The 13498-nt window shown below is 71.1% G+C and carries 10 protein-coding genes and 1 pseudogene; 2 read left to right on the top strand and 9 right to left on the bottom strand.

Annotation, left to right across the window (positions count from 1 at the left end):
- Positions 1-5: 5 nt before the first annotated feature.
- Positions 6-593 carry a carboxymuconolactone decarboxylase family protein gene (locus tag QFZ76_RS45730; RefSeq protein WP_307679238.1) on the bottom strand — a complete coding sequence of 196 codons (588 nt, stop codon included), beginning with the start codon at positions 591-593 and terminating at the stop codon, positions 6-8.
- A gap of 228 nt (positions 594-821) precedes the next feature.
- Between QFZ76_RS45730 and QFZ76_RS45725 the strand changes: the two genes are divergently transcribed.
- Entirely contained in the window at positions 822-1760 is a 939-nt protein-coding gene (locus QFZ76_RS45725; RefSeq protein WP_307679237.1) for a hypothetical protein, read from the top strand.
- 129 nt (positions 1761-1889) lie between these two features.
- Here the strand turns inward: QFZ76_RS45725 and QFZ76_RS45720 are convergent.
- The 3 genes and pseudogenes from QFZ76_RS45720 to QFZ76_RS45710 all read right to left on the bottom strand — a co-directional run bounded on the left by QFZ76_RS45720 (position 1890) and on the right by QFZ76_RS45710 (position 3894).
- Positions 1890-2411: pseudogene (locus QFZ76_RS45720) on the bottom strand (transcriptional regulator).
- A 339-nt stretch (positions 2412-2750) separates the two neighbouring features.
- A complete protein-coding gene (locus QFZ76_RS45715; RefSeq protein WP_307679236.1) occupies positions 2751-3206 on the bottom strand; it encodes a pyridoxamine 5'-phosphate oxidase family protein in 456 nt (151 codons plus the stop codon).
- A 61-nt stretch (positions 3207-3267) separates the two neighbouring features.
- Positions 3268-3894, bottom strand: a complete 627-nt coding sequence (locus QFZ76_RS45710) for a glyoxalase (RefSeq protein ID WP_307679235.1) — start codon at positions 3892-3894, stop codon at positions 3268-3270.
- A gap of 310 nt (positions 3895-4204) precedes the next feature.
- Between QFZ76_RS45710 and QFZ76_RS45705 the strand changes: the two genes are divergently transcribed.
- On the top strand, positions 4205-7813 hold the full coding sequence (locus QFZ76_RS45705; protein WP_307679234.1) for a WD40 repeat domain-containing serine/threonine protein kinase: 3609 nt from the start codon (positions 4205-4207) through the stop codon (positions 7811-7813).
- Between the two features lie 42 nt (positions 7814-7855).
- Here QFZ76_RS45705 and QFZ76_RS45700 read toward each other — a convergent pair whose 3' ends face one another.
- From QFZ76_RS45700 to QFZ76_RS45680, 5 genes are all read right to left on the bottom strand, one after another.
- Complete coding sequence (locus QFZ76_RS45700) at positions 7856-8749, bottom strand: amidohydrolase family protein (protein WP_307679233.1); 894 nt, start codon at positions 8747-8749, stop codon at positions 7856-7858.
- Between the two features lie 123 nt (positions 8750-8872).
- Complete coding sequence (locus QFZ76_RS45695) at positions 8873-9067, bottom strand: DUF2795 domain-containing protein (RefSeq protein ID WP_307679232.1); 195 nt, start codon at positions 9065-9067, stop codon at positions 8873-8875.
- Between the two features lie 171 nt (positions 9068-9238).
- Positions 9239-10681: an FAD-dependent oxidoreductase gene (locus QFZ76_RS45690; protein WP_307679231.1), complete on the bottom strand. Its 1443-nt coding sequence runs from the start codon at positions 10679-10681 to the stop codon at positions 9239-9241.
- Positions 10682-10756: 75 nt separating this feature from the next.
- The gene (locus QFZ76_RS45685) at positions 10757-11980 is read right to left on the bottom strand and encodes a polysaccharide pyruvyl transferase family protein (RefSeq protein ID WP_307679230.1); all 1224 of its coding nucleotides are present in this window, start codon (positions 11978-11980) and stop codon (positions 10757-10759) included.
- Positions 11981-12568: 588 nt separating this feature from the next.
- Complete coding sequence (locus QFZ76_RS45680; RefSeq protein ID WP_307679229.1) at positions 12569-13444, bottom strand: 3-hydroxybutyryl-CoA dehydrogenase; 876 nt, start codon at positions 13442-13444, stop codon at positions 12569-12571.
- Positions 13445-13498: the final 54 nt, after the last annotated feature.

Genomic DNA, 13498 nt, shown 5'->3' with positions numbered 1-13498 from the left:
CGCCGTCAGCGCATCGGGGGCAGGCCGGGCTCCGGCGGCACCTGGAGGGAGTTCAGAGTGAAGGCCAGTAGGTGGTAGTGGCCCACCAGCATCGGCAGCTCTATCAGCTGACGCTCCGTCAGGTGCCTGGTCAGCCCTTCCCACGTCGGCCCGCTGATCCGTGCGGCTGAGCGCAGCTCGTCCGTCGCCCGCAGCAGCAGGGACTGGCGTTCCGTCCAACCCGGCGCGTCGGGACCCTCCGCCACCCGGTTCATGTCGTCCGGTGACAACCCGGCCTTCGCGGCGATCCCCACGTGCTGGCCCCACTCATAGGGCGAATCGCAGTTGCGCGCCACCCTGAGGATCACCAGCTCACGGTCGGCGAAGGGAAGCTCGCCCGCGAGCAGCAGTCGGCTGCTGAACGGAAGCCAGGCGGCGAACAACTCCGGATGACGGGCCAGCGTGGCGAAGACATGTGCCTCGCCGAGCGAAGACACACCGAGCCCGAGTGAGCTGATGTCGGCGGACAGCGTCTCCCGCACGGACTCAGCCCATTCCTCCGCGGGCTGCGGCGGAATGCGGGGCGCGGCGGGCGACAGCGGCGGCTCTGGCACGCGGCCACGCTACGCCACGCACAGGCCGGAGGAAACGCCGACGACAAGCCATGTGTGCTCAGCCAGGAACCCCGTACAAGGACGCCCGCTCACGGCGCTCGGAGTCTCGCCCATGGCCGAGTCGCCCAGACGGTAGTGGCACCGCTACGTACGCCGAACCGGCCACTCCGCGGGGCGGGACGGCGGGCCGAGGTGCACGGTGGCCGGGCTCGGTGGAACCTGAGGATCATGCAGCGTAAGAGCGGCCGGGGCGACGCAGGTCACGACGTGGAAGCCGTTCTTGACGAGCTCTACGCCACGCCGCCGCCCGGCTTCGTGGCTCGCCGGGAGGAACTGGCCGCCGCGGCCCGGACAGTCGGACGTGCCGAGGATGCCCGCCTGATTCACGCGGCCCGCCGTCCCACCCTCGCCGCATGGGCAGCCAACCTGCTGCTTCGCTCCCAGCCCGAGGAGAGCCGGCGCTTCCTGGAGCTGGGGCGTGCTCTGCGGGAGGCCTACCAGACCCTGGACGCCGACGGCGTCAAAGAGCTCTCCGCGCAGCGCCGCCGCGTCGTCGCCGCCCTGTCCCGGCAGGCCGCCCAGCTGGCCCGTGACGCAGGGCACGGGCTGTCGGACAGCGCCCAGCAGGACGTCGAATCCACTCTGCTCGCCGTGCTCGCCGACCAGGACGCAGCCGACCAGTGGGCCACCGGCCACCTCACATCCGCCCTCACCCCACCGTCGACGTTGCCCTCCGGCACCGCGCCAACAGCCAAGCCACCGCGCAAGCCGCCCACGCGCACGGCCGCGCCGCCGCCGGCGCGGGCCCGCGCGAAGGACGAACTCGCCGACCGGCGCCGCCGACGGCAGGAGGAACTCACCCGAGCCAGAAAGGCAGCCAGGGCGGCCGAGCAGCGCCTCCGCGACGAGCGTGCGGCACACACGGATGCTGACGCGTTGTGGCAGCGGGCACGCGACCGGCACGACCAGGCCAGCCGACGAGTAGCCGCTGCCGAGCAGCAACTGCGGCAGGCACGCGAGGAACTCCAGCAAGCCGACCAAGCACAGCGGGAGGCCGAGGAACGGCGACAAGCTGCCGCCGACGCCCTGGCACGCGCTGAGCAGGCGGCTCGCGAGGCCGCCCAGGAGGTGGAACGCCTGGCCGCACCCGGGGGCCACCACGGATAGGGGCGTGGCCGACCCGAGGCCACCCGATGCACAGGTCTCGTCGACAACGGCACCGGCCCTTCCGGGCGGTGCCCGCGACTCAAAACGGCTGACGAGACGGCATGCGGAACAGCATGCAACGCGGAACCGTCAGGCCGCGAACCCCACGTTGGTCACATACTCGTACTGACCCCACTCGGAACCGAGGTCCACCACCACGTCACTGACCCAGGCGTCGTCCAGAGCCTCCGCGTCGTCATTGGCCCACGCCTCGACGATGCGATCCCAGCACCTGGGACTGGTTGAGCGGATGTAACTCCACCCGGATGCCGCGGCCTTTGCGATTGAGACGGGCCGGCAAGTAGCGGACCACGTTCTGCCGGCGCACCGTGCGATACGCGGTCTCGATCCTCTCCAGGTTCCGCCGCGAGGGACTGCGCCTGCCGTCGAGCCAGGCCTTGAGGGTGCGGTCGGTGACGGTCAGTCCGGCCTCGCGGGCCGCCCGGCGGGCATGGTCGGAACGCGTGAGGTACGGCAGCCGGGCCAGCAGGCCACGCCGAGCAGTGACCGGGGTGGCGATGATTTGGCGAGTGCGTCGAGCTGGCGAGCGACGGCTTCGTGGCCCTTGATGCCGCGAGCCCCGTAAAGGAAGTCGTCGCCGAGCCCGACCACCGGATCGTCGGCGCGGCAGCCACACTGCTGGAAGCGGGCGAGGACTACACCGCCCCTGAGTACTGATCGCCACGAAGGCATCCGGTGACCTGCGTGAAGACCTGAACGGCAGTGCCAGACTTCGAGCGGGGCGACCGCGATCGGCCGGGATCCGTCGGGATGCGTCGGGATCCGTCGGGATCCGTCGGAATCGGATCCACTCGACGGATGGGCACGCCGGCACACACGCGGAACGCTTTCCCGGCCGGCCGGATACCGCCGCCTTCACCGCCGCTCCGAGGGCGATGCCGAGCACTTCCTTGCCGCTGCCGCCGCAGCCGCCGTATTGCCGTGCAGCGGTCAGCCGAGCCAGTGGCCGTCGCGCATGAGGTCACGTCCCTGCAGTTCGTTCGCCTCTCGCCAGGCCTGGATGCGCCGCGGCCGGATCAGGAAATACTGGTAGGGCTCGTCGAGCTCGCGCGGGTCGAACCCGGTCCTGGTCGCGAACGCGTCGCCCGCTTTCGGGCCGAGGTCGGCGATGTCCACCGGCTCGGCAGTGCCCTCGACGACAACGACGTCGCGCGTGGGCCCGAGGCTGAGCCGCACCCGGCTGTCCGCCAGCAGGTTGCGGCCGGTGACCGAGGCGCGCGGGGTCGAGATGATGAACGCGGTCCCGTCCCAGAGGTAGGACAGCGGGATGAGGTGGACGCCGCCCGGGGAGCCCGACGTCGCGACCCAGAGATCGACGTCGCCCTCCAGTCTCGCGCGAGTGTCCCTCAGCCTCTCCTCAAGTTCACGCGGCGACGCGCTCGTCATGCTTCCTTCAGCCACTTCGTAAAGATCCTTTCCGACGGCCAGTCAGGGCAACAGTGGCACATCAAGACGTGGGCGTCAGTGCTGCGGCCTCCCATGCGAACCCGTCAGGGTCGGTGAAAGCCCCGACATCGCCGCCGATCATGATCCGGTGCGATCCGCTGCCGTCGGGAGAGACGCCGACGACCTTGGCCAGGCCGCGGCGCTTGTACAGCGCCAGCTTGACGGGACCCGTCCCGGTGGCGAACTCGACGTACTTGCTGCCGTAGCTCTTCGCCACGGCGAGGCCACGGTCGACGTAGAACCGCTTGCTCTCGGCCATGTCCGTGACTCCCAGCAGGAGCACGATCTCCTCGATCTGCCGGGTGGCCGGGCCGGTGTCCTTCTTCGACGAAGACGCGACCTGCCAGATCGTCCCGTCCGGGGCCTGTACGACGCCCCCGTAGCCCCACAGCGACTTGGCGGCGGGCTTGAGCGTCGCGGCACCGGCCTCCACGGCGGCGTCGATGAGGGCGTTGACGTTGGCCGGCTGGGAGACCACGAGCGACAGGGTGAACCCGCGGAAGCCGGTCGTCGGTGCCTCCGAGGCCCGAAGGCGTATCTGGCTGCCCAGGCCGAAGGCGGCGGTGTAGAAGCGGTTGGCGGCCGTAGTGTCGGCCACGTCGAGGGTGACGAATTCGATGGATGCCATGACCAGAACGCTAGCTACCGCTCGGCGGCCGGCGCTTCTTGATTCCTGACCGGTCTTGTCACCTGTTGTGCCACAGAGGGCGTCGCCGTAGGCCGGCCGCGGACGCGGCGAAGCGCTCGCACGAGGGCGCTCAGGCGCTTTCCCGGGCCAGATGCTCCTGGCCGCCGCCCCATGGCCGGGAAGCCGAAACCGGTCAACGAACCTCACATGTCCGTAACCAGCGGATCGTTGACGAATTCGAATCTTGTGGCGACTCTTGGCAATTCGTTCGTTTGACAGTTCGTTCGTCGCGACCCGATGGAGACCCTGGATGTCCGACGCGAGCGCTGTGTGGGCCGTGGGTGAGGTCGTCGCCGGCCTGTACGAGGTCGTCGAGGTGCACGCGCAGGGCGGGATGGGGCTGGTGTACCGGGTCCGGCACCAAGGGTGGAGGACCGACCTGGCGGTGAAGAGTCCCCGCCCGGAGATGTTCGTCACCGAGGCGTCCAAGCGGCGGTTCGTCGAGGAGGCCGAGGTCTGGGTGTCGCTCGGCCTGCACCCGCATGTGTGCGCCTGTCACTACGTGCGCACCTTGGGCGGGGTCCCGCGGGTGTTCGCCGAGTACGTGGCGGGGGGCAGCCTCCGTGACCGGATCGACGACCGGTCGCTCTACCGCGGCGGCCACGGTCCGGCACTGGCTCGCATCCTCGACATCGCCATCCAGGTCGCCTGGGGCCTCAACCACGCGCACACCCACGGCGTCGTGCACCAGGACATGAAGCCCGGCAACATCCTCCTTGAGCCCGACTGGACCGCCAAAGTGTCCGACTTCGGCCTGGCCCGGGCGCGCGCAGCGACCCTGTCTCAGTCGTCGGAGGTGCCCGGCGCGGCGAGCATCCTGGTCTCCGCCGGGGGCATGACACCGGCCTACGCCTCGCCGGAGCAGGCCACCGGCCAGCGGGTCGGCCGCCGCAGCGATGTCTTCAGCTTCGCCGTTTCGCTGCTGGAGCTGTTCACCGGCGGTGTCACCTGGCGTGTCGGCTTCGCGGCCCGAGCGGCGCTCCGCGAGCTGCTCCGGCACGGCCCGGCCAGGTCCGATCTTCCCCCGCTCCCAGCGGACTTGGCCGACCTGCTCGGCCGGTGCCTGGACGACGACCCGGCCCGCCGGCCCGCGGACCTCGCGGACATCGCGGCGCACCTGCGCGACGTCTACCGGCGCCACACCGGGCAGCCCCACCCGCGCCCGGTGCCCAGCGCCGCCGAGCTACGAGCCGACGAGTTGAACAACCGGGCGCTGTCCCTGCTCGACCTCGGCCGACCGACCGAGGCACGCGCCGCCTTCGACGAGGCGTTGTCGATGGACCCCCAGCACCTGGAGGCCACATACAACCGGGGCGTGCTGCTGTGGCGCGCGGGCGAGCTCACCGACGACGTGCTCGTCCACCACCTGGAGAACGCGCGGGCCACGGCTGTCGAACCCTGGGTCGCCGGGCACCTGTTGGCACTCGTCCACCTCGAACGGGGTGACGTCGCGACCGCGCGAGCCCTGCTGACCGACGCGGTCCGCCAGTCGGGCGGCGACGCCGAGGTCGCCGAGGCACTGCGGACCGCGATGGCCGCACCGGCCGTCGGCGCCGGCGACACCAGCGTGAATCTCGGCCCCAAGACCTTGGTGACCGATGTCTGCGCCGCACCGGACCGCAGCGTCGCGCTGTCGGCCGAGAAGATCTTCAGCAGGCTGGCGCTGTGGGACCTGCGGACGGGCGAGCGCATGGCGGTCCGCAATCTGCACTGCATGGTGCGCAGCATCGACCTGGGCAACGAACGCTACGCGCTCATCGGCGAGCGCGACGGGACCCTCCAGCTCTACGACGCGTTCCTCGACCAGCCACTGCGGCGGTTCCCTGGGCACCCCGCCGAGGTGACCGCCGTCCGTCTGAGCCCTGACGGCATGACCGCACTGTCCGGGGACATGAAGGGCACCGTCCGGTACTGGGACCTGGAGGAGGCCCGCTGTCTCCACGTGTTCGAGGGCGACGACAGCCCGGTGCTGTCACTCGGCATCAGTGCGGACGGGCGCGTCGCCGTCTCCGGCCACTCCGACGGCAACGTCCGGGTCTGGGACCTGCGGGACGGCCGCCGTGTGCACACCCTGCGCGGGCACACGGACGTGGTCGTCGAGGTTTGCCTGAGCGTCGACGGCCGGTTCCTCCTCACCGGAGGCCAGGACGGCACCCTGCGGATCTGGGACCCGGCGGACGGCCGGTGCCTGCACGAGCGCCACACCGACGGGGGGACCGTCCAGTCGGTGCGGATCAGCCTGTTCAGCCGATGGGCGCTGACCGGCCATGACGACGGGTCGGTGCGGATCTGGGATCCCGAGAACGGCCGGTGTCTGCGGACGCTCACCGGGCACGCCAAGACGGTGCAGTCGGTGTGGCTGAGCACCGACGACCGGTGGGCGCTCAGCGGCAGCCAGGACGAGACCATGCGCCTGTGGGAGCTGCCGCCGAGCTATTCCGACACGTGCGCCCCGAGGCTGTGCCGGCCCCGGTCCACCGCCGAACTGGACGCCGTCGCGGCGCGGGCACAGCGGCTGCTCGCCGACGCCGAGCAGGCCGTCGGTGAGGGCCGCCTGGTCGACGCTCACAGGCTGCTGACGCAGGCACGAGCGCTGCCGGGGCACGAGCGCGCGCCGCGCCTGACGGCAGCCTGGGCCACGCTGACCCGGTTGAGCGTCCGCACCGGCGTCCGGGCGGCCAGGGCGGCGCGGACACTGCGCGGCCACAGCTCCTGGGCCATGGGCGCCGCCCTGAGCGGGGACGGGCGCCTGGCCGTGTCGTACGGCGGGTTCGAGGAGGCGGTCCGGATCTGGGACGTCGGCACCGGCACGTGCCGGCACGTGCTGGAGGGACATACCTCGGGTGCGAGCGCGGTCTGCCTCACACCCGACGGCACCGTGGCTCTCTCGGGCAGCATGGACGCCACCGTCCGGGTCTGGGACGTCGACACCGGCAACTGCCGGCACGTTCTCGTCGGCCACGGCAGGAGCGTCACGGCCATCGACGTCACACGCGACGGCCGGTTCGCCCTGTCCGCCGACGGAGCCGGCCCGTTGCGCCTGTGGGACCTCGCCGACGGCGACTGCGTCGCGACCGTGGCGGCGCCGGGCGGCACCACACGGGTGGCCATGAGCGCGGACGGCCGAAGAGCCGTGACCGGGGGCTACGACGGCGCCGTGCGGGTGTGGGACCTGACCACCGGCCAACAGGTGCGGACGATGAGCGACCACAACGGCAGCGTTCTCGCGATCTCCCTGAGCGCTGACGGCCGTACGGCCCTCTCGGGTGGCCAGGACGGCCTGGGACTCGTGTGGGACGTCGACACCGGTGAGCGCATGCAGGTGCTGGACGGGCACACCCACGTGGTCATGGACGTCGCGCTCACCCTCGACGGCCGGTTCGGCCTGACCGCGAGCGCTGACGCCACGATCTGCGTGTGGGACGTTCTGACCGGACGCCGCGTCCAGGTCCTCCGGGGACATTCCGACGTGCTGTCGGCGGTCAGCGTCGGCGCGGACGCCCGCTTCGTGCTGTCCGCCAGCCACGACCGCACCCTGCGCCTGTGGGAGCTGGACTGGCAACTCCAGGCGCGCGACCCGGCGGACTGGGACGAGGGAGCCAGACCATGGCTCGAGATCTACGCGGCGCTGCACACCCCGTTGGCGGACACCAGACCCTCGGACGGCCCCGGCCGGCTGCCGTCCCGCCGCGGCACCCCGGTGCTCACCGACACGGACGTCGAGGAACTCCTCCTCGACCTCCAGCACGCAGGCTACGGCTGGCTGCGTCCGGAGGGCGTGCGAGCCCAGCTCGACGTCATGGGCGTCTCCCGGGCATCTCCCGGGCGAGGAGGTCGCCTTGACGAATCGTCGCCCTGACGAACCGGGCGCGGCAATTCAGGGCGTCGTGGCGGCAGTTGCCTACAGCCCGAAGAGCCGCGCCCCGTTCTCGTAGCAGACTCCGCGCAACCACGCATCACCCAGTCCGAGCCGTTCGAGGACCTCGAGCTGATGGACGTACTCGTAAGGGATGTTGGGGAAGTCGGACCCGAGCAGAATCCGATCGCCGAGGTCGGCGAGCCGGCCGAGTTCGGTCGCCGGAAAAGGGCTGAAGCGCTCGCTGAAATCCGTGAACACCATGGTCGTGTCCAGGCGTACCTCTGCGTACCGCTCGGCCAGGTCCAGGAAGTCGGTGTACTCCGGCATTCCCATGTGCGCCACGATCAGGGGCAGACGCGGATGCCGGGCGAGGATCCGCCCCACCGGCTCCGGCCCGGTGTGTTTGCCGGGTGCGGGACCCGAGCCGCAGTGCATGACCACAGGGACTCCTACCTCGGCCAACATGCCCCACACCGGATCGAGCAGCTCGTGAGTCGGGTCGTACGCCCCCACCTGCACATGGGACTTGAAGACCCGGGCCCCCGCCTCGACCGCCGTGCGCACATACTCCTCCACGCCCTCCTCGGGATAGTGGGTGGCCGTGTGCAGACAGTCGGGCGTACGTCCCGCGAAGTCGGCGGCCCATTCGTTCAGCCAGGGCGCCATGCCGGCCTTGTGCGGATAGAGCATCGCGGTGAAGGCGCGGACTCCGAACTGCCGCAGCAGCGCGACCCGTTCGTCCTCCTCCTGCCGATAGGTGATGCCCCACTCGATGCCGGTCGCCGGGCCGACCGCATCGAAGTACTCCCACACCTTGCGCAGGACGCGCTCCGGCATGAAGTGCGTGTGTACGTCGACGAGCCCGGGGACCCCGATCCGTCGCCGAAACCTCTCCACCGCCTCGGCTTCACCCGGCCGTACGCGTCGCGCAGTCATGTCCTCACTGTCACGTACACGCGCCGTCGGAACAACTCCCTTGATCCTCGCGGCGCCCCCGCCGCCGCCCGCGCCCTGTGACGCACGGTGCGCAGCGGCAGCGGTCGCGTGATGGTTCTGCGGTCACTCGGACCCGAACACCGCCTGGCTGACGTCGTTGGGCCCGTCGAACTTCTTCTTGGGCAGGGACTCGATGCGCTCCACGAGTGAGCTGTCGGCGCCGTTGTCCCGTGCGCGCCGCGCCATGTCCTTCTGGTCGGCCGGGTAGTCGGCTCCCTTGAGTGCCTTCTGCAGATCGATGGGGCTGATGCCGGCCATGTCTGCATCCTTCCAAGAGCACTTGCTGTTCGGCTTGTGCGAGTACCCGGCCTCCGCGTGCACATTCGGAGATCGCCGCACCGGCCGAGAGGTATCGACCGTGGTCAGACGGAGCGTGCGCCAGTCGGCAGGACGGCGCCGACACGGTCGGCGGTCACGGCCCGTCGGGCTCTACCAGCGCGGAGCGGGTGCGGTCCCGGTGCGCAGGCGGGCGCCCTGACGCAGCAGCTCGTCCTGGACAAGCGGGTGGGCCACCTCGCGCGGGGCGCACCCCTGGCGCACGGCCAGGGCCGCGCACACGCCGGCCGCCTGCCCGGTGGCCATGGCGATGGGCATCACACGGTAGGAGGAGTGCGCCACGTGCGTGCCCGAGATGCAGCGCCCCGCGACCAGGAGCCGGTCCGTCTCCCGCGGCAGCAGACAGCGCAGCGGGATGTCGTAGAAGCGGCCGGCGGGTACGCGCTTGAGGAGGGTGCCGGTGCCCTCGGGGTTGTGGATGTCGATCGGGTAGGCGCCGTGCGCGACGGCGTCCGGGAAGGGGCGTGCGGCCAGGATGTCGTGGCCGGTGAGCTTGTAGTCGCCCAGGATGCGGCGGGTCTCCCGGACGCCGATGTGGGAACCGCTCTGCACGACGTACGACTCCTCGAAGCCGGGGACGTGGTGGCGCAGGAAGTGGTCGATCTGCGCGAGCTGGCGGCGGGCCAGATACTCGGCGCGGGTCAGGTCCCAGACATTGACCCCCAGCGCCTTGGTGACGCGGGTGCTGTTGACGCTGACCTCGCCGGGATGCGGGGTGGCGAAGAACAGCACGTCCTCACGGGGCAGGGTGAGCTCGCCGTCCGCGGTGGCCTCCTGGACGAGGTCCCACAGGCCGTGCACGCCGCGCCACTGGTCGGGGTGGGTCCGGACGTACTCGGCGAACCGCGGGCGGACGAAGTCCGCCACCCGGAACATGAGCGTCATCGGCTGCACGAGCCCGTCCTCGTCACGGCCGATCTCGTACGGGGCTCCGCAGGCGGCAGCGACATCGCCGTCGCCGGTGCCGTCCACGACCACGCCGGCGTCGATCGCCACCGGTCCCGACTTGGTCTCGAACACCACCCGCCAGCCGTCCTCGAGCGGCAGCGCCGAGGAGGCGAAGGAGTGGAACAGCATCCGCACCCCGGCCTCGTCGAGGAGATCCAGCAGCACCAGTTTGAAGATCTCCGGATCGAACGGCACCGTGTAGCCGGTCTCGACGGAGGGCGGGACACAGCCGCCCCGCTCGGAGAGCCGGTCGAGCAGCCGCCACAGCACGCCGGCGACGACCGGTTCGCCCTCGCCGTGGTCGGTGGGCAGCAGGCGGGTGGCGTCCCCGTCCCCGAAGACGGCCTGTTTGTGCTCGTTGTGGAACGACATCAGCGGCATGACCAGCGCCGCGGTCGCGTTGCCGCCGAGGAACCCGTAGCGCTCGACGAGCACCACCTCGGCGCCGGCCTCGGACGCCGCGAGCGCGGCGCCGCAGCCGGCGGGGCCGCCGCCGACCACGAGGACGTCGGTCCGGCCCGCGTACCGGGCGGAGCGCGGCGGCAGCGTGACCGTGCGGTGTTCTCGGGGTTCTTCCAGGATCGGCATCGGGTGCTCCCGTCGACGGCCTTCCGGGTACGGACATCGAGGCACGGGCCGGCCGGGTCCGGCGGCCTCGGCCGGTCAGGCCCCCGCGCTCTCGACGGTCCTGAGGCCGTCCGGGCGGTCGATGCCCTCGGCGGCGCCGCCCATGCCCTCGATGGTGTCAAGCAGGACGCCGCAGCGGGCGCAGGTCTTCCTGGCCAGCCCGCACAGCTCGCCGACGCGGGAACGCAGCTCGTGGTGCCGCTGGGGGTACTCGTCCCACAGCCGGTCCACTTCCGCCAGCAGCAGTCCGGCCTGCTCGCGTGCCACCCCGACCAGCGCAGGCGCGCCCATCCGGCGGGCGAAGTCGAAGACCTTGCCCGAGTAGGGCAGCGGCAGGAACGGCAGCCCGGACAGGGCGGCGAAGATCAGGAAGTGCAGGCGCATGCCGACGGCCAGATCCAGATGGCGCATGAAACCGAGGACCTGACCGGGGCTGTAGGTGCCGTTGAGGATGCGCCCGTGCTCCGGTGCGGTCATGTGGGACAGCACCGCGTGCGCGTGCCGTACGTCGTGGCGTTCCATCGGGAGGAACACCACGTGGGCGTCCAGGCGCCGGACCAGGAAGTCCGCCACGTCGGCGAGCAGCGCGTGATAGTCGCCCTCGTCGAGCTTCTCGGCCGCCCGGCCCGGTTCCCGTACCGACATGCCCACCAGCCGGCGGGCGGTCGGAATGCCCTCGTTCCTCATCATGCGGTCCGTGAACGGCTCCGGAGTCAGCAGCAGCGCCGGATCGGCGGTGACGGTGACCTCCCGCTCGACGCCGACCTCCTCCAGGACCAGCCGCGACTCCTCGTCGCGCACCACGACGTCGTCCATCTTCGGCAGCACGTCACGCACCGCCTCGCGGTCCTCGGCCTCCCGCAGCGGACCCGCGCCGACGGCGTAGGCGAAGGTCCGTACGCCCCGGGACTGCGCCGCGCGGACCACCCGCAGGTACCGGCGCGCCTCGCCGTCGTAGAGGACGCCACCGCCGCCCATCACCAGCAGGTCCAGGCCGGACAGTGCGTCCATCACCTGGCTCTGCGCGACACCCTCCCAGTTCACGACCTCGTCGACACCGCGGTGGTGGAGACGGGTGTGCTCGGCGTCGCGGCTGAAGACGACCAGTCGGGCGTCCGGGCGATGGGTACGCAGACAGCCCAGGACGCAGGTCAGGATCGATTCGTCGCCGATGTTGAAGCCGCCGTAGGAACCGAGCACGCCGATGCGCGGGCCCGGTATGCCGCTGATCGGGTGCAGATGCTCGTGCGGAGTGGTCATCTGTGGGCTCCCGTCGCGTCGGAGTCGGTCGCAGGTAGGGACGTCGGTCCGGAAGGTCAGGGACAGGCTGCCGGTCCCTGACGGAATACGGGGTCGGGCACGTCGCCGCCGCGGCGGACGCATCTGCTCTACCGGCTGGGTTGCCGTGGACCGGGAGGGCAAACCCTCCGAGCGGGAGGGGCGGGGCGGAAGCCGACGGTGTTCGGCCCGTCCGCTCCGGCAGGCAGCCGTCCCCGCGTCCCGGGCACCCCCTGCCCCTGACACGGCGCGCTCACCTGCCCCCTGTCGGGGGCAGGGCAGCTGGCTCGGGACGCATCTCCCCGCCGGACGTGGTCCGTCTCAAGGCCGGTCGGCGCACGCGGCCGGTCCTCCGATGCGCACGCAGGCACGGCCCTGGCATGGGGGGGGCGGCGAGCGCATTACATGTACCGCCGGCTTGGCCGAGCAGGTCACAGCCGGCCGAGCTGGTACTGCGCGCCCGCCGTGTCCATCAGGGCCCAGTGTGCGCCGAACTTGCCATCACGGAGACCGCCGAGCCGCGCAGCACCTTGTACGCGAAGTCAGCTGTGCCGCCTGCACGACTCACCCTCACTGTCGCGCGGTGTGGTCGTAGAACCCGTGCCCGCTCTTGCGGCCCAGGCGGCCGGCGGCGACCATGCGGCGCAGCAGCGCGGGAGGCGCGTACAGCGGCTCCTTGAACTCCTCGTACATCGACTCCGCGACCGCCTGTGCGGTGTCGAGGCCGATGAGGTCGAGCAGGCGCAGGGGGCCCATGGGGTGGGCGCAGCCCAGTTCCATGCCGCGGTCGATGTCCTCGGGGGTCGCGGAGCCGGTCTCCACCATGCGGACCGCGGCGAGCAGATAGGGCACGAGCAGTGCGTTGACCACGAAGCCGGAGCGGTCGGTCGCCTCGACGACCTCCTTGCCCAGGGCTTCGGAGGCGAAGGCCCTGGCCCGTACGAGGGTGTCGGGACTTGTGGTGAGGGCCGGGATGATCTCTACGAGGGTCTGTACGGGTACGGGGTTGAAGAAGTGGATGCCCAGGACATGGGTGGGGCGCTGGGTGGCCACGGCGAGGTCGACGATGGGGATCGACGAGGTGTTGGTGGCCAGAATGGCCTCGGGGTCGGTGACGACCTGGTCGAGGGTCTTCAGGACGCCGGTCTTCAGCTCGCGGTTCTCGGCGACGGCCTCGATCACGAACTGGCGGTCGGCCAGGTCCTTGAGGTCGTCGGTGAAGGTCAGGCGGGCGCGCGCGCCGTCCCGTTCCTCCTCGGTGATCTTGCCGCGGCGCAGACCCCGGTCGAGGGAGGCCTCGACGCGTCGGCGGCCGGCCTCGGCTGCGTCGGAGGACGACTCGGCGACGAGTACGTCGATGCCGCTGCCGCTGAGAGCGGCGACTTCGGCGATGCCGGAGCCCATGAGGCCGCAGCCGACGACACCGAGACGCGAGACAGTTTCCATGCGGGTGGCCCTTTGCGTGAAGCGGAGAGTGGACAGGCCTGTGCTCAGGCCGTG

Origin of the sequence: Streptomyces sp. V4I2 (genome assembly GCF_030817655.1) — a bacterium.
GTDB classification, from domain to species: domain Bacteria; phylum Actinomycetota; class Actinomycetes; order Streptomycetales; family Streptomycetaceae; genus Streptomyces; species Streptomyces plumbiresistens.
This window is presented reverse-complemented; position numbering and strand designations above follow the sequence as displayed.